Source organism: Lewinella sp. IMCC34183 (genome assembly GCF_003390915.1).
Classification (GTDB): Bacteria; Bacteroidota; Bacteroidia; order Chitinophagales; family Saprospiraceae; genus Neolewinella.
Map to the genome: position 1 here is coordinate 154,914 of NZ_QMEM01000007.1, position 16,991 is coordinate 171,904.

The 16,991-nt window shown below is 62.0% G+C and carries 12 protein-coding genes; 7 read left to right on the plus strand and 5 right to left on the minus strand.

Annotated elements, in window-relative coordinates; all coding sequences use genetic code 11:
* The first annotated feature begins 24 nt into the window (after positions 1–24).
* Positions 25–192, plus strand: coding sequence for a hypothetical protein (locus DQG19_RS20940; RefSeq protein ID WP_157974543.1), 168 nt, complete (start codon positions 25–27; stop codon positions 190–192).
* A 670-nt stretch (positions 193–862) separates the two neighbouring features.
* Here DQG19_RS20940 and DQG19_RS15550 read toward each other — a convergent pair.
* Complete coding sequence (locus DQG19_RS15550; RefSeq protein ID WP_116127206.1) at positions 863–1,456, minus strand: thymidine kinase; 594 nt, start codon at positions 1,454–1,456, stop codon at positions 863–865.
* A 48-nt stretch (positions 1,457–1,504) separates the two neighbouring features.
* Between DQG19_RS15550 and DQG19_RS15555 the strand changes: the two genes are divergently transcribed.
* Entirely contained in the window at positions 1,505–2,266 is a 762-nt protein-coding gene (locus tag DQG19_RS15555) for a hypothetical protein (protein ID WP_116127207.1), read from the plus strand.
* The gene (locus DQG19_RS15560) at positions 2,259–3,719 is read left to right on the plus strand and encodes a DUF1499 domain-containing protein (protein ID WP_116127208.1); all 1,461 of its coding nucleotides are present in this window, start codon (positions 2,259–2,261) and stop codon (positions 3,717–3,719) included. Before DQG19_RS15555 ends, DQG19_RS15560 begins: the two co-directional genes overlap by 8 nt.
* 176 nt (positions 3,720–3,895) lie before the next feature.
* Here DQG19_RS15560 and DQG19_RS21390 read toward each other — a convergent pair whose 3' ends face one another.
* The 3 genes from DQG19_RS21390 to DQG19_RS15575 form a co-directional block, all read right to left on the minus strand.
* The gene (locus DQG19_RS21390) at positions 3,896–4,102 is read right to left on the minus strand and encodes a GxxExxY protein (RefSeq protein WP_317127878.1); all 207 of its coding nucleotides are present in this window, start codon (positions 4,100–4,102) and stop codon (positions 3,896–3,898) included.
* 362 nt (positions 4,103–4,464) lie between these two features.
* A complete protein-coding gene (locus DQG19_RS15570; RefSeq protein ID WP_198661769.1) occupies positions 4,465–5,511 on the minus strand; it encodes an AAA family ATPase in 1,047 nt (348 codons plus the stop codon).
* A gap of 51 nt (positions 5,512–5,562) precedes the next feature.
* Positions 5,563–6,390 carry a zinc-dependent peptidase gene (locus DQG19_RS15575; RefSeq protein WP_116127209.1) on the minus strand — a complete coding sequence of 276 codons (828 nt, stop codon included), beginning with the start codon at positions 6,388–6,390 and terminating at the stop codon, positions 5,563–5,565.
* A gap of 138 nt (positions 6,391–6,528) precedes the next feature.
* On the opposite strand from DQG19_RS15575, the gene DQG19_RS15580 reads away from it, so the two are divergent.
* The 3 genes from DQG19_RS15580 (at position 6,529) to DQG19_RS15590 (ending at position 10,795) form a co-directional block, all read left to right on the plus strand.
* Positions 6,529–6,954 carry an HPP family protein gene (locus tag DQG19_RS15580; RefSeq protein ID WP_116127210.1) on the plus strand — a complete coding sequence of 142 codons (426 nt, stop codon included), beginning with the start codon at positions 6,529–6,531 and terminating at the stop codon, positions 6,952–6,954.
* Positions 6,955–7,167: 213 nt separating this feature from the next.
* A complete protein-coding gene (locus DQG19_RS15585; protein WP_116127211.1) occupies positions 7,168–8,874 on the plus strand; it encodes an alpha/beta hydrolase-fold protein in 1,707 nt (568 codons plus the stop codon).
* Positions 8,875–9,046: 172 nt separating this feature from the next.
* Positions 9,047–10,795: a phospho-sugar mutase gene (locus DQG19_RS15590; RefSeq protein WP_116127212.1), complete on the plus strand. Its 1,749-nt coding sequence runs from the start codon at positions 9,047–9,049 to the stop codon at positions 10,793–10,795.
* An 83-nt stretch (positions 10,796–10,878) separates the two neighbouring features.
* Here DQG19_RS15590 and DQG19_RS15595 read toward each other — a convergent pair whose 3' ends face one another.
* Positions 10,879–12,144 carry an aminotransferase class I/II-fold pyridoxal phosphate-dependent enzyme gene (locus DQG19_RS15595; protein ID WP_116127213.1) on the minus strand — a complete coding sequence of 422 codons (1,266 nt, stop codon included), beginning with the start codon at positions 12,142–12,144 and terminating at the stop codon, positions 10,879–10,881.
* Between the two features lie 327 nt (positions 12,145–12,471).
* On the opposite strand from DQG19_RS15595, the gene DQG19_RS15600 reads away from it, so the two are divergent.
* A complete protein-coding gene (locus DQG19_RS15600; protein ID WP_116127214.1) occupies positions 12,472–16,482 on the plus strand; it encodes an ATP-binding protein in 4,011 nt (1,336 codons plus the stop codon).
* The last annotated feature ends 509 nt before the right edge of the window (positions 16,483–16,991 follow it).

The following is a 16,991-nucleotide window of genomic DNA, read 5'->3' on the forward strand; positions in this document are numbered from 1 at the left end:
TCCCTCTGCCCGTACCTTTAGACCATGGGAAGACAGTCCACCCGCCATCGCTACCGCACCCGCCGGGAGAAGAACCAGTCCGTCTGGCGGGCGGTACGCATCATCTCCGGAATGCTGCTCGTCCTGTTCATCTTCCTGCTGATCAAGAACTGGCGGGAGTGGTGGAACTACTGGAAGTTTTATTTCTACTAAGGCACCCCCGGGTTGAAGGCCTTCGGCCTGATAGGTAATCATCGGGCTGCAAGCCCTCAACCCATGCCTAAACCCCCGGGCTGAGGGCCTCTGGCCCGATTGCCTATTTAGATATAAGGCGCTCCGCTCAGGTAATCATCAGGCTGCAAGCCCTCAACCAAAGCCAGACCCCCGGGTTGAGGGCCTCCGGCCCGATTGCTTACTTAGATATCACGCGCTTCGTTCAGATAGTTATCGGGCTGCAAGCCCTCAACCCATGCCTAAACCCCCGGGTTGAGGGCCTCCGGCCCGATTGCTTATTTAGATATCAGGCGCTGCGCTCAGGTAATCATCGGGCTGTAAGCCCTCAACCCATGCCTAAACCCCCGGGCTGAGGGCCTCCGGCCCGATTGCCTATTTAGATATCAGGCGCTCCGCTCAGGTAATCATCGGACTGCAAGCCCTCAACCCATGCCTAAACCCCCGGGTTGTGGGCCTCCGGCCCGATTGCTTATTTAGATATCAGGCGCTCCGCTCAGGTAATCATCGGGCTGCAAGCCCTCAACCCATGCCTAAACCCCCGGGCTGAGGCCCCCGGCCCGATTGCTTACGTTCATTCCGCTCGCGTGATTATCGGGCTGGAAGCCCTCAACCCATACCTGAACCCTCAGATTGAGCACCTCCGGGGCGGTCACTTCGCAGGCCTCAGCGCCAGCATATTCCCCATCCGGAAGCAGGTCCGGCAGCGGGCTTCGTACAGGTCTTTCTCACCCAGCACCACGGTATCCTGGTCGGGGGTGAGGCGGTAGGAGTGGGTGGCCAGGTTGCCGCAGTGGGAGCAGATGGCGTGCACCTTGGTGATGTACTCCGCTACGGCGAGCAGGTCGCCCATCGGGCCGAAGGGCTTGCCGCGGAAGTCCATGTCCAGTCCGGCGATGATGACGCGTTTGCCGCGGTGGGCCAGGTCCTGAGTGAAGCGAACGATGTCGGCATCGAAGAACTGCGCCTCGTCGAGGCCGACCACCGTGACGTCGTCCGGCACGTGCTGCAACTCCGCCGAGCGGGTCAGCGGACGGGCCACGAAGGAGTTGCTGTCGTGGGAGACCACGTTGGCCTCCGCGTAACGGGTATCGATGGCGGGCTTAAAGACGGTGACCTCCTGACCGGCGATCCGGGCGCGCTTGAGGCGGCGGATAAGCTCTTCGGTCTTACCCGAAAACATCGAACCGCAAATAACTTCCAGCCAGCCACTGCGTTGACCGCTGAAGTGAGGTTCTAAAAACATAAGCGCCGCCGTATTTTGGCGGCCGAAGGTATCAAAAATCCAGCACCCATGTCCCAGACCAAGGCCGACAAACTCCTCAGCCGCATCACTGCCCTGCACCGCAGCTTGCAGTTGGACGACGAAGACGACGCGCCCTCCCGCCTGGAGCGCGACCTGATGCTCGGGTACCTGCGCGACCTGTACGCCGTCTACCTGGACGCGGGCACCGACGCCCCGCGCAAGCCGACGCCCGCCGAGCTTCCCGATCCGAAGCCCGCCCCGCCATCGCCCAAGCCCGCACCGACCCACCCGTCGCCGGCGCCCGAAGTGCCCGCGCCGAAGCCGGAACCACCGGCCCCTGCCCCCCGCCCGGAGGCCCCCGCACCCGCGTCCCCGCCCGAGGCTCCCGACGTACCGGTGCCCCCGCCGCCTGCTCCCCCCGTGGCTGAGCATACCGCGAAGATCAACCCCGAATTCAAGCGCCCGGCCCCCAATCCGCCCCAGCCGTCGCCCGCTCCGAACACCGGCCCGGGCGTGCAGAAGCTCTTTCAGGATACCGACGACGGCGGACTCGCCAACCGCCTGATGCGGCAGCGGGTCACTGACCTGACCCGCTCCCTGAGCATCAACAACCGGGTGCTCTTTTCCAAGAAATTATTCCGCGACAACGAGGAACTCAACGCCGCCCTGAAGGAGCTCAACCTGCGGGGTAGCTTCGACAACGCCAAGCCCCTGCTGGTCGACCTGGCCCAGGAGCACCGCTGGGCGGAGGAGGAGCGGGAGGAAACCGCCAAAGAGTTTATTGACCTGGTACGGCGGCGGTATGCGTAAGAAACGCTTCCTGCTGACGGGGCTGCTGGCCTCCGTTTTTCTGATCTACCTCTGCGCGAAAGCCTATACCTCGTGGCGCCCCCCGGTGTCCACCGATCAGCGCAGCCTGGAAGTGGCGGACCGCGGCGTCACGATCGCCTTCGGCAGTTGCAACCGCGAGGACGAGGACCAAACCTACTGGAATACCATCGCCCGACACCATCCGGCGGCCTGGCTCTGGCTCGGTGACAACGTCTACGCCGATACCGACGATATGGAGGAAATGGCCCGCGCCTTCTCCCGCCAACAGCGCGCGCCAGAATACGCGGCCTTCGTCCGGCAAACCCCCGTCGTCTACGGGACCTGGGACGATCACGACTACGGCCGCAACGACGCTGGCCAAGAATGGCCGGTGAAGGATGCGGCAAAGGCCCTGCTACTTGACTTTCTGCGGGTACCGGACGCCGCCGACGTGCGCAACCGCGACGGCGTATACCAGGCGTACCGCGTGGGTGATGTGAAGGTCATTCTCCTCGATACCCGTTATTTCCGGGATGCGCTGCCCCCCGGCTCCCGCCCCGGTGACCGGTACGGCGCCAACCCGACCGGGGACATCCTGGGCGAAGCGCAGTGGGCCTGGCTGCGCGATGAACTGACCGACAGCGACGCCGCCGCCCACCTCATAGCAAGCAGCATTCAGGTACTGCCAACGGACCACGGGTACGAGAAGTGGGCCAACTTCCCCGCCGCCCGCACCCGGCTGCTAAACCTCCTGGCCGAAACCCGCCCCGCCCTTCCCCTGCTGTTGAGCGGCGACCGTCACCTGGCGGAGTTCATGTCGGATACGGTGGATGGCTACCGGATCTACGAAATGACCTCGAGCGGCCTTACCCACGCCTATTCGGGCAGCGACGAGCCCAACGATAAGCGCCTCGGGCCTCTGGTCACCGAGCGCAATTACGGCCTGCTGCATTTCCTCCCCGACGAAGCCGGGAACCTGCAGTTACTGGCGGAAATACGGGGCCTGCCCGGTGGTAGCGTCCGGAGCAGCCTGGCGCTGCCCGCCCCGGCCACGAACAAAGCAGCGCTGCGGGCGCTTGTCTACCCAAACGACACCATGACGCGCCAGCTGAAACCCTGCCCCGAATCTCCCAACTGCGTCAGTACCCAAAGTACCCAGGCGAAGAAGAAGCGCGATCCACTGCCCTTCACCGGCAGCCCGGAGCAAGCCCTGGAGAAACTCAAGCGGACCATCGCGGACATGTCCCGGACCACCCTCATCGAGGAGGACGGCTACTACCTGCATTACACCTTTCAGACCTGGCCGATCCCCTACATTGACGACGTGGAGTTCATCCTCGACCCCGAGGCCCAGGTGATCCACTACCGCAGCGCCAGCCGGGTGGGCCACAGCGACCTGGGCGTGAATAGCCGGCGAATGAAGAAGATCGCGGCGGCCTTCGCCGGGGAGTGATTGGCAATGTAGAGTCGGAGCGCTAAAATTTGGGGTTGACCGCGGATGTAGGGGTTTCACCACGGAGGCACAGCGGGGTACGGAGTCGACCTCGCTGCGCTCGGTCAGAGAATGTACCGGCGAATTCCGTCCTTCATTTCGGCGACATTGAAGTTCATCAGTAGCCCCAATCCGATTTAGCTCAATTTCATGTATGTCAGCAGCTGAGCTGCGTCGGTAGGTGTCAGTTGTTTAGCGGCTTTAAGCTCAACGATCAGCCGGTTATCAACTACCAAATCCAGCAGATAGCCGATCTTCAGGTCAATTCCATCGTAATGAACAGGAAGTACTCTTTGTCGCTCTACGTGCATTCCTTGCTTTGTCAATTCGCGGGCCAGACATATCTCCTATACAGATTCGAAAAGCCCGGGCCCCAAGAGGCTATGCACTCGAAAAGCTGCACCGCGGACGCGGTACGTGAGGTCATTCAATTCCATTTCTCTAAGCGGTTACAACACCAAAGAAATGCAAAGTTTTTTTAAACAACAAATTGTTTTATATTCAGACTACGCAGCACTCTATCCTCTGTGCTTCTCTGTGGTCCAATTAGCTAAAACTGCGAAGCAGTCCCCCTCTGTGCTTCTCCGTGCCTCTGTGGTCAAATTGAATCCAAGACTGCGAAGCAGGCGAAGTAAGTGATCCCCAGTGCCTCCATGTTTAACAAAAAGCGAGGACGGCGAAGCACTCAAACCACAAGCCCGGTAGCCTACCGGGGGATCTCGATCGCCTTGAGTATTTCGCCGATCACGTCCGCCGCGGCGTGTCCCTCCATTTCCCGCTCCGGGGTGAGGATGATGCGGTGGTTCAGGGCGGGGTAGGCGACCAGCTGAATATCGTCGGGGGTCACGAAGTCGCGGCCCTCCAGCGCGGCTACGGCCTTGGAAAGTCGGAGAATAGCCAGCGAGGCACGCGGACTGGCCCCCAGGTACAGGTCGGGGTGCGTACGCGTACGGTGGACCAGGTCGGCGATGTAGTCGAGGAGCTCGTCCCGGATGTGCACGCTCTCCACGACGGCGCGGTATTCGGCTACCTGGTCGCGCGTGAGTACGGGCCGCACGTCCTCCAGCTGCCGCTGGCGAAAATCATTGCGGAACCGGTAAAGGATATCGCGTTCCTCCTGCTGGTTGGGGTAGTCGACCACCACGCGCAGCAGAAAACGGTCGAGCTGGGCCTCCGGCAGGCGGTAGGTTCCCTCCTGCTCGATGGGGTTCTGGGTCGCGATCACGAAGAAGGGATCGGGCAGGGAGTGGGTGACGCCGTCCACCGTCACCTGCTGTTCGGCCATCACCTCGAAGAGGGCGGCCTGCGTCTTGGCCGGCGCGCGGTTGATCTCGTCGATCAGCACCACGTTGCCGAAGATCGGGCCCGGATGAAAGTCGAAGCGGCCGGCCGTGGCGTTGAGCACGGTAGTACCCGTGACGTCACTGGGCATCAGGTCGGGGGTGAACTGAATGCGGCTGTAGCTGGCGTCCACGGTGCGGGCCACCAGCCGCGCCGTGAGGGTCTTGGCAATCCCCGGAACCCCCTCCACCAGTACGTGGCCGCCGGCGAGCAGGGAGACGATGAGCAGGTCGACCAGTTCGCGCTGCCCCACGATAAGCTTACCTACCTCACGACGGATTTCCTCGGCGGCGGCGTGCAGCTGCGCCAGGGCGGGCCGTTCCTGGGGCATATCCTGCGATAGCTCCCCGAGGGAAGGTTGCGAAACAGGGTCGTTTTCGGGGGCGGGGTCGCGGGTGCTGGGGTCTTCCATAGGGTAATGACCAAAGGTAACGGTCGACGGGCGTACGGCGGTTCCGCGTGCCTACCCCACCGCGGGCAGCCGCAATGGGAACAGGGCCAGGATCGCCGCGAACCGCTCGGGGTGATGGGCGGCGAAGGTGGGGGCGTGACTGTGGAACACCGTGAGGGTGATGGCTGCCGGATCCAGGTCCTCCAGTCCGATGAAGCCCTGTAGTGCCGTTTCCGAAAACCCGGTGAGCCGGTATACCTCATCGGGGGAAAGCAGGTGGTCTTCCAGGGCCCTGCGCACGGCGGGGTCGGCGTGGAAAAGGGCGCGGCCGTACTCGTAAAAGCCCAGCTGAAGGTACTTGTCGGGTTCCACCACGGAGCGGACGAAGTAGGTCAGCGTCCAGATGATGACGCCATCCTCGGGGTACATCTCCGAGGCGTGCAGCACCTCGTGTTCGGGGGTCGGAAAGAGGTGGGGGTAGAAGATCACGTTCTCGAAGGCCGGCACCAGGAACTCTTCCCGGTAGAAGGTGACGGTAGCCGCGGAGGCCGCCACCATCAGGCGCACATCGGCGGGGATGGTTTCGATGGCCATGCCCTGAAAATCGGTGGCCTCCCGGATCAGGAAGGTGCGACGGCGGAAGTCGCGCTTGCCCTCCAGGTCGAGGGCACGGTAGAGGGGAAAGCGATCCAGCAGCGGGGCCAGCTCCACGGGCAGGTCGGGGGGGTTCTTCTTCCAGTACCACCAGCGCAGCTGGGGGGCCAGGGTATAGGCACCGGCCGCCGCGATGAGGGGCAGCAGCAACAGCTCGGACTGGACGTCGCCCGTCTGCCAGGTAAGGACCGCCCCGAGGAGGATCAGACAGAGGGCGGCAAGGTAGATAGCGCGGACGGGGTCCATGGATGGGGTAGGCGGAGGAGTTACCGAAGGTACGCAAGCGCCGGCGGGAAAGTTGGCGGTTGCGGGAGGGTAAGTTGCGGCAAAAATCCCGTACCTTATACATCCGATAGCCCCGAGAAGCCGCAAACGCCAATTCCCATGATGAATGAAGCCGTGCGGACGATCATGACCACGGAGGTCGTAACCGCCTACCCCGAACAAACCGTTGGTGACGTGGCCCGCCTCCTGCTTCGCGAGCAGCTGCAGCAACTGCCCGTCGTCGATGCGACCGGCAAGCTCGTCGGCCTCATTACGTCCTACGATCTCTGGCGCGACTGCCGCGAGAACCCCGGCAGCGAATCCCGCCCGGTAGCGGAGGTCATGAATACCCACGTGGTCAAGCTGGCCCCCACCGACAAAGTCGGTACCGCCGCCGAGCTCTTCATGGACAAACGGTTCAAGACTATTCCGGTCGTCAACCGGGACGGCCTCCTGCGGGGGGTAATCACGGCCTTCGACGTGATCCGCTATACCCTGCGCAAGGAGTACCGGGAGCCCATCCTCTACCGCGAGGAACTGCTGTAGGAGGCTGCCTCCGGCAGCGGAAGTACACTGCGCCCTCCGAGCGCGCAGGGGGCGGTCACACGGGTCGCCCGCGGCACAGGCGCGGCCGGCCACAGAGCGGATACGTAATTCGCGGATGTAGCCAGCCCCCCGGTCCGGCCCCCCGTGGTGAACCTGTCCGGCTATATCCCGGGCATTCCCGTAGCTTGGCTACCCTAAGCCACGCTTCCTGCCATGCGAACCCGCCTGCTCTTCGTCCTCGTCGTTGCCCTCTGCACCTGCGTCCGCGCCCAGACTGCCTTCTCCGTCCTGCTGCCGGAAAGCCTCGCCGATAGCGCCCTCGATGGCAGGCTTATGGTGATGCTGTCCACGGACACGAGCGCCGAGCCCCGCTTCCAGATCTCCGACGGGCCGGAAACGCAGTTACTTTTCGCCCAGAACGCGGACGGTTGGCAACCCGGCAGCCGGGTGACCGTCGACGCCGCCACCGCCTACGGCTATCCCGTCGCCTCCCTGGCCGACCTGCCCAACGGGACCTATCAGGCCCAGGCCCTGCTGCACCGCTACGAAACCTTCCGGCGCGCCGACGGCCACACGGTCAAATTGCCCATGGACCGCGGCGAGGGGCAGCAATGGAACCTGGCACCCGGCAATCTGCTGAGTACCCCGGTGCAGGTGACGATCACCGACGGGCGCGCCGGGCCGATCGAACTGACCCTTGACCACGCCATTCCGGAGATCGAGCAACCGGAGGATACGGAGTACGTCAAGCACATTCGTATCCGCTCGGAACTCCTGAGTGAATTCTGGGGCCGCGATATGTACCTCGGCGCCCACGTGTTGCTGCCGGAAGGCTGGGCCGACCACCCCAACGTGGCGTATCCCCTGGCGATCATGCACGGCCACTTTCCGAGCGACTTCGGCGGCTGGCGCACCACCCCGCCCGACACGACGCAGCCCTGCGTCTACAGTGCCCGCTTCGGACTCGACTGCTACAACCGCACCGTGGAGCAGGAGGCATACGATTTTTACCGGCTGTGGACGGGCCCCGACTTCCCCCGCGTCATCGCCGTCGAGATCCAGCACGCCAATCCCTACTACGACGACAGCTACGCCGTCAACTCCGAGAACCTGGGGCCCTACGGGGACGCCATCACCTACGAGCTGATCCCCGAGATCGAGCGGCGCTTCCGCGGCATCGGTGAGGGCTGGGCGCGCTTCGTCTACGGCGGCAGTACCGGCGGCTGGGAGGCGCTGGCCGTGCAGGTAAAGTACCCCGACGAATACGGCACCTGCTACGCCGCCTGCCCCGACCCCATCGACTTCCGGGCCTACACCGTCGTCAACCTCTACGAGGACGCCAACGCCTACTACCTCGACAGCCGCTTTAAGCACACCGAGCGGCCGGGCCACCGCGACAGCCTGGGCCACGTGTCGAGCAGCCTGCGCGAGATGAACCAGCGGGAGCTGGTCCTCGGCGACCGCAGCCGCAGCGGACAGCAGTGGGATATCTGGGAGGCGGTCTACAGTCCAGTGGGGCCAGACGGCTACCCGCGGCGGATCTGGGACAAGGTCTCCGGGCAGATCGACCCTGAAGTAGCCGAATACTGGCGGGAGAACTACGACCTCACCCACATCCTCCAGCGCGACTGGGCCGAACTGGGTCCGAAGCTCCGCGGCAAGCTTAACATCTACGTGGGCGACATGGACAACTACTACCTCAACAACGCCGTCTACCTGGCCGAGGACTTCCTCCGCCGCGTCGACTTCGGCGGGGAGATCACCTACGGCGACCGCGCCGAGCACTGCTGGAACGGCGATCCCACGCAGCCCAACGCGATCAGCCGGCTGCGGTACCACCGGATGTTCATTCCGAAGTGGGCGGGTAAGGTATCGGAGCTGGCGCCGGCGGGGGCGGACCTCACTTCCTGGCGGTACTGATCAGGTATTACCGACGACGGCCGGCAGGGCTGGCGGCTATTGCGGTAGAAACCCTATTTTCGCCAACCCTGGAAGTCAGGTTACCGTACCGGGTACGCCGGGACTCACTCCGAAGCATTCGTTTACGTAAGAACGAATCCCAACCATCCTACTCGCTTTAAACCACGCACGCATGAATCTTGACCCGAAAATAAAGAGTAAAGTAAACAACTGGCTGGAAGGCGATTACGATGAACAGACGAAATCTACCCTCCGGGAACTCGTAGCGCAGGAGAAAACGAACGAACTGACCGATGCCTTTTACAAGGACCTCGAATTCGGTACGGGCGGTCTCCGCGGCATCATGGGCGTCGGCTCCAACCGCATCAACAAGTACACCATCGGCTCGGCCACCCAGGGCCTGAGCAACTACCTGAAAAAGCAGTTTCCCGACGAGCAGATCAAGGTAGCCATCGCCCACGACAACCGGAACAACGCGGAATTCTTTGCCCAGACCGCGGCGGATATCTTCTCCGCAAACGGTATTCACGTCTATTTCTTCGAAGGCCTTCGCCCTACGCCCGAGCTCTCTTTCGCGATCCGGGAACTGGGCTGCCAAAGCGGCATTATGCTTACTGCCTCCCACAATCCGAAGGAATACAGTGGCTATAAGGTGTACTGGTCCGACGGCGGCCAGGTAGTGACCCCCCACGACAAGGGCATCATCGCCGAGGTAAATGCCATCCAGTCGAACGACGCCATCAAGTTTGAAGGGAATCCCGGGTTGATCGAAAGTATCGGCGAGAAGATCGATAAGCTGTTTATAGAAAGCGTCCTGGCGGCGAGCATCAATCCCGGGGTGGTCAAGCAGGAGAAGGACCTGAAAATCGTCTATTCGCCCATCCACGGCGCCGGTGTCGACCTGGTGCCCCGGGCGCTGAAGGAGCTGGGCTTCACCAACGTAAGCCTGGTCAAGGAGCAATTGGTCACGAGCGGTGATTTCCCGACAGTGGTTTACCCCAATCCGGAAGAGAAGGAGGCCCTTACCCTGGCCCTGAAACTAGCCAAGGAAAAGGACGCCGATCTCGTGATGGCCACCGATCCCGACGCCGACCGGGTAGGCATTGCCGTAAAGAACAACGAGGGCGAGCACGTACTCCTCAACGGAAACCAGACCGGTACCCTCATCTTCAATTACCTGATCGGGCAGTGGAAGGAGCAGGGAAAACTTGACGGTAACGAGTACATCGCCAAGACCATCGTAACGACCAACCTCATCGACGAGATCGCCGAGGCCAACGGGGTAACCTGCTACAACCTGCTGACCGGCTTCAAGTACATCGGTGCCCTCATGACCAAACTCGAAGGAAAGGAGACCTACATCGCGGGGGCCGAGGAAAGCTACGGCTACCTGATCGGCGACCACGTACGCGACAAGGACGCGGTAGTGGCCTGTAACATCATCGCCGAGATGGCGGCTTACTACAAGCACGAGGGCAAAACCCTCTACCAGACCCTCCAGGAGATCTACGTCAAGTACGGATTCTACAAGGAAGAACTGATCTCACTGACGAAGGGCGGCAAAAAGGGAGCCGAGGAAATCAGCGAGCTGATGCAGGGCTACCGGGAAAATCCCCCGCAGGAGCTCGGCGGCAAGAAAATCGTCCGGGTCAAGGACTACCAGACTTCCAAGGCCTACTCCTTCGACGGGAAAGCGGAAACCACCATTGACCTGCCCAAGTCGAACGTGATGCAATTCCTTACCGAGGAAGGCTACGTCATCACCGCCCGGCCGTCGGGCACCGAGCCGAAGATCAAGTACTACATCAGCGTCAATACGGAACTGGACAGTGTGGACAACTTCGTCGCCAAGGACGCCGAACTGAATGCTTTGATCGACGATCTCAGCAAGAGCCTGCTGGGGTCTGACGACCCGGGCTAAAGGAAGGCGTAACCGCTAAAAGAGAGAAGGGGTCCCGTGGCAAACGCCGCGGGACCCCTTCTTCGTAGGTCGAAATTGCTGACTTACACCACGTTGATCTCCCCGGCCCGGAACATCTCCCCCATCTTGTCATACGTACCGTCCTCCAGCTTGGAGCGGACGGCCTTGAAGGCGTCGATGGTGGTCTGGATGTCCTCCTCCGAGTGCTCGGCGGTGGGGATGAGGCGCAGGATCAGCTGGCCCTTCGGGATGACGGGCGGCAGCACCACGGAGCAGAAGATGCCGTAGGTCTCGCGCATGTCATAGATCAGCGCGCCGGCCTCGTAGGGCGAGCCCTTCATGAAGACGGGCGTCACGCAGGCACCGGTGTTGCCGATGTCGAAGCCGGCCTCGCGGAGGCCGTTCTGCAGGTGGTGGACGTTCTTCCACAGTTTCTCGCGCAGTTCGGGCTGCTCACGCAGGAGCTTGAGGCGGGCCAGGGCACCCTTCACCATCGGCATGCAGAGGCTCTTGGCGAAGACCTGGCTGCGCAGGTTGTAGCGCATGAACTCGATGATGTCACGGTCGGCGCTCACGAAGGCGCCGAAGCCGGACATGGCTTTGGCGAAGGTCGAGAAGTAGACGTCGATCTGGTCCTGTACGCCCTGCTCCTCGCCGGCGCCGGCGCCGGTGGCGCCCATGGTACCGAAGCCGTGGGCGTCGTCGACCAGCAGGCGGAAGCCGTACTTCTCCTTGTACTGGCAGATCTCCTTCAGGATGCCCTGCTCGCCGCGCATACCGAAGACACCCTCGGTGATGACGAGGATGCCGGAATTGCGCTTCTCCGCCTCCTTCTTGGCCTGCTCCATGCGGACCAGGAAGTGGTCGATATCGTTGTGGGTGAAGGCGTACTTGGGGCCCAGGTGCATCCGGATACCGTCCATGATGCAGGCGTGGTCGTCGCGGTCGTAGACCACCACGTCGTGGCGGGTCAGCAGCGCGTCGACGATCGACATGATGCCCTGGTAGCCAAAGTTGAGCAGCAGCGCCGCTTCCTTCTGGGTAAACTCGGCGAGCTCCTCCTCCAGCTGGATGTGGGCGTCGGTCTCGCCGCTCATGATACGCGCACCCATTGGGTAGGCCATGCCGTACTCGGCGGCGGCCTCGGCGTCGGCCTTGCGTACGTCGGGGTGGTTGGTGATGCCGAGGTAGGAGTTGATGCTCCAGATGATGCACTCCTTGCCGCGGAAGGTCATACGGGGACCCAGCTCACCTTCCAGTTTGGGGAAGGAGAAGTAGCCGTGGGCCACGTCCTGGTACTGGCCAAGGGGGCCCTTGAATTCGCGGAACTTGTCGAAAAGATCTTTCATGGTGGCGAGTTTCGGGGGGCAAAGATACGGTACTTCTCATTTGGTGCGGTAGCGCACTCTTTTCTGCTATCCGGGAAATTTCCGACGCTACGCAATCGATTTTCCAGCAATCAGAGTGACAAAAAATAAAGGTCAAAACGACAATTTTTAATTTACGCGCCGTATTTTCCCTATCGTTGTCAGGTCACCTGTACCGTTGTACATGGTTACCAGGCGATTTAACCCGCTTTTATACACTCACCGCAACATGTTTTACGCCGCCCTGCCGCCAGCCTTAGTTGTCCCCCGTTGCCGTCCGTGTTTGCTCGCCGGTGTCAGCTTCGGGGCATGAACGTAAGCCACTCCCTCCTTACCGTCGTAGTGTACCTGTGTCTGCAGACTGCCCTCAGCGGTCAGGACCTCTTTACGCAACGCCGCTTCCACCGGCTTGCGGGTGAGCAGGGCTTTCCCACCATTCCGGTGTCCGACTTCCTGCAGGACAGCCTGGGGCAAATTTGGGTGGGCACCACCGAGGGGGTCTACCGGTACCAGGGAGACGAATTTGAAAGCTTCGCCCGCGGACAGGGAGGCAACCGGTACCTGCCGAATACCTTCGTTGACGATCTCTACCTGGATGCCGAAAACCAGGTCTGGATCATCACCGATGGCGGAGTAAGTTACTACAGCTACGCCACCGACCGCATCGTGGAATATCGCCCGGACGAGCTTACCGGCAGCATCAGTTCGATGGCCGTAAGCGCTACGGGTACCCGGTACTTTGCTACCTACAAGAATGGTATCCTCAAAGTGGAGGGGGACAGCCTGTCGCTCCTACAGCTCTTTTCCGCGGGCGACAGCCGCGGCGGCGGGCAGCAGCCCATCTACGACATCGTAATTGCCGGTCGCTACCTCTGGGGGTCGCTGGGAAACCTAGGGGTCTTACGCTACGACCTGGAAGACGGGGAAACGGATTACCTGAGTGCTGAGGCCATCTGCGGGGAATCTTCCCTGGCCGTCCTCGACCTCTACGTGGTAGACGAAGACAGCGCCTGGATCGCCACGAGCAAAGGGGTGTATCACCTCGCCTTCGACGGCAGCGGCGGCAAGCGGGTCGACGCAAGTGTCAACCGGCTCCTTCCGCCCGACGGTTACCTGGCGGTAATTCCGGACGCCAATGGTGAACTCTGGATCGGTTCCCGGGCGAACGGCCTGTTTCAAGTGACCGACACCGGCGAGGGTTACCGGCTGGTGAACCACTTCCCTTCGAGTGAGGACGTATACGGTCCGTCGGACCATACGGTGAGTAACCTATTTCAGGACCGCAACCGCCAAATCTGGGTAGGCACCCACCGGGGAGGAGTCAACGTCTTCGACCCGGCCGGAGAAACCGTGCGCACCATCATCGAACGCTCCGTTCTCGCCGCCAATTCGCTGAATTACCCGATCGCCTGGGGACTGGAAACCGCCAGCACCACCGACCTTTGGGTAGGGACCGACGGCGGGGGGCTGAGCCGGCTGGACGTGAGTACCGGTCGGGTGACCAACAACGCGATACCGGAACTTGACGGCCAGGCCATACTCTGTATCACCAATACGTCTACCGGCCTCTGGTTCGGCACCTACAGCGCGGGACTCTTTCACCGCGATACCGTAAGGGGAACGACCCGGCAATACGCCGTAGGATCTGCAGGATCGGAGCTGGTGGTGAACGACATCCGCTGCATTTTCGAGGCACCCGACCGAACGGTGTATTTCGGCACCAACCGCGGGGGCCTCTACCGCTACGATGCCCCTACCGAAACCGTTCGCCGGGTGGATGCCATCACCGACATTGATATTCGCGCCATCCGGTCGGGCGACGGCGGTGTCCTGTGGATGGGCACCTACGGGGAGGGGCTCCTGAAATTCAACCCGGCAGCGAACCGCCTGGAAGAGTCGCCGTGGAGCCGGGACCCCGCCCACCGGGACGACGTGATCCACGATTTGCTGCAGCGGGGCGATACCCTCTGGGTAGCTTCCCGCAACCACGGGGTGGTCCCCTTCAATACCCGTACCGGTACTTTCCTACCTGACCCCGTCCTGGCCCGGATGAGCGACCGATCCATTTCCGCCGTAACGATGGACGGGGCGCACAACCTCTGGATCACCACCAACCAAAACGTCATCCACTACGACAGGTCCACCAACCGCCTGCAATCGTTCGGGACCGAGGACGGTATCCTGGAAGGGCCCCACAATTTCGGCTCCGCGATCTACGTGCCCGGGCTGGATTACGTGGCCATTGGCGGGATGAACGGACTCAGCCTCTTCCCGCCCGGCCCACTAGCGGAGCCGCCCGCCGTGCGGCCCATCATCATCAACCAGCTCACCGTGCTGGGCGAGGCGGTGTACCCGGATAGCTCCGGAATATTGCCGGAGGGAGAAAGCATCTATACCGCCGGGGAGGTCCGGCTGACCCATAACCAGGACATCTTTTCCCTCCGGTTCTCCCGCCCCGGATATACGCGCACCAACTTTAGCGGTATCGAATACCGCCTGGCGGGCTACGAGGATGACTGGCAGCTGGCCGGGCCGCTGAATACCGCCGTCTACCGCAAGGTACCGCCGGGCCGCTACGTATTTCAGGTACGGCGGGCGGGCGGCGGCGCGGAACGGCGGTTGCCCATTATTATCAGTCCGCCCCTGTGGAAGACGTGGCCGGCCTACCTGCTCTACACCGCCCTGATTCTGCTGGTCGGCTGGCGGCTGATCCGCGCCAATAACAACCGCATTGCCCTCCGCCAAAAACTGCAGTACGAACAGGAGACGAGCCAGCGAGAGCGGGAGCTCGCGGACGAGAAACTCCGCTTCTACACCAACTTCTCCCACGAGCTCAAGACCCCCCTTACCCTGATTCGTGGCCCGGTCCAGGATTTACTGCTGCTCGCGGACGACCCCACGGAGCGCCAACTGCTCCAGCTCGTGCGCAGGAATACGGATATTCTTACGAAGTTCATCGAGCGCATGCTCCAGTTCCGTCGCACGGAACTCAACAAAATGCCGCTGAACGCGGAAAAGCTCGACCTAGGCAGGGTGGGCCGGGAAGCCGTCGACCGATTCCGCTACCTGGCCGCCGACCGCGAAGTGACCCTTACGCTAACCTGTGCGGGCGACCTGCACGTCTGGGCCGACCGCGAACAACTACAGATCGTTATCGACAACCTCCTGTCCAACGCGCTCAAATTTACCCCGCGGACGCAGGGGGTGGAGATCATATTGCAAGAAGCGGAGACCGAGGTCGTGGTAGCGATCAGCGACCGGGGAGTGGGAATCGCCGCCGAAGAGATCGAGAATATCTTTCAGCCCTTCTTCCAGGCCAGCAATTCGGTGGCCACGGGCGGCACGGGCATCGGCCTTTCCCTGTCAAAGAGCTTCGTCGAACTCCACGAGGGAACGATTTCGGTCCGGAGCGAAGCGGGCCACGGCACCACCTTCACCTTCCGGCTCCCGCGGGGCAGGGCGCACCTGGAACGCCTCCCCTACGTACGCTTCGTGGAATCACGCCCGGAGATAGCAGACGCCGAAGCGCAGGTGCCAAGGGATGCTCCCGGCAAAGTAACCCTAGATGGTAGCGAACCCCTGCTCCTCGTAATCGACGACCAGGTGGACATCTGCGACTACCTGGCGGGGCTCTTCTCCCCCGATTTCGAAGTGCTGACGGCCCACAACGGAGCCTCCGGCTACGCCCTGGCCGTGGCCAACGCTCCGGACATCATCATCTCGGACGTCATGATGCCCGGGATGGATGGTCGGGAGTTCTGCACCCGCATCAAGACCCAGCCTTCTACCAGCCACATTCCGGTGATTATGCTCACGGCACTAGACTCCCAGGCCAACGAGATAGAGGGCTACGAGGTCGGCGCCGATGCCTACCTGACCAAGCCATTCGACCCGGATGTCCTGCGGGCCCGGGTACACAACCTGCTCGCCAACCGCGCCCGGTTGCAACCCCCCGGGGAAGAGGACGACTGCCTGGAAGACCGGGAACGGGAGCACCCCCGTGAAGCGGCCTTCCTGCGGGAGGCGGAGGCCAAACTGCTGGAACTGACCGAGCAGTCCGCTTTCTCCGTGCCGGACCTGTGCCGGGAACTGGGCATGAGCCAGAGCGTGCTCTACCGTAAGCTCAAACTGCTTACCGATGAGTCCATTCAGGCCTTTGCCAAACGGGTGCGCCTGCAGGCGGCCGCGCGCCAGCTGATCGACACCGACCGCACCATCACCGAGATCGCCTACACCTACGGCTTCACCGACCTGAAGTACTTCCGGAAATGCTTCCGGGACCGGTTCGAAACCACCCCCTCCAGCTACCGGAAACGGTGAGCGCGGGAAGACTGAATGACCGGTATTCAGCGCCCACTCACGCATTGGCAGCGATCAATGCGGCTGCGGGAAGCAAGAGAGGGTTTAAACACGGAAATAAAATATAATACTTACCTAATACACTGATAATTAGCACGTTGGTGAATCAACCCCCTCTTTTTGACGAATTTTACCCCCATCATGCCACGCGCTTATATCGTCATTGTGAATCTATTCGGAAGGAAACGGGCTGCGGCTCGCCTTCTCTCTTTTCTCCCCGGCGGAGGTTTTGTGCCCCGTCCGGATCATGCAAAATCAGTCTCATGCAAATTCTCTACTCCCTGACGCCGCCCCCCCCCGGGCGAGCGGGCACCTCGCCCCCCGAAGCGGTCCGACCAGCGGCCGGCACCGGGAGCTGATGCCCCACCGGCTTCTACCCCCCGGCCTGCTGCTCTTGACGCCTCGCTGACGCACTGCTACTAGCGGGTGCGCTACCCCTAATCTCTATCCCGTCCGGGAGAGGGACTGCG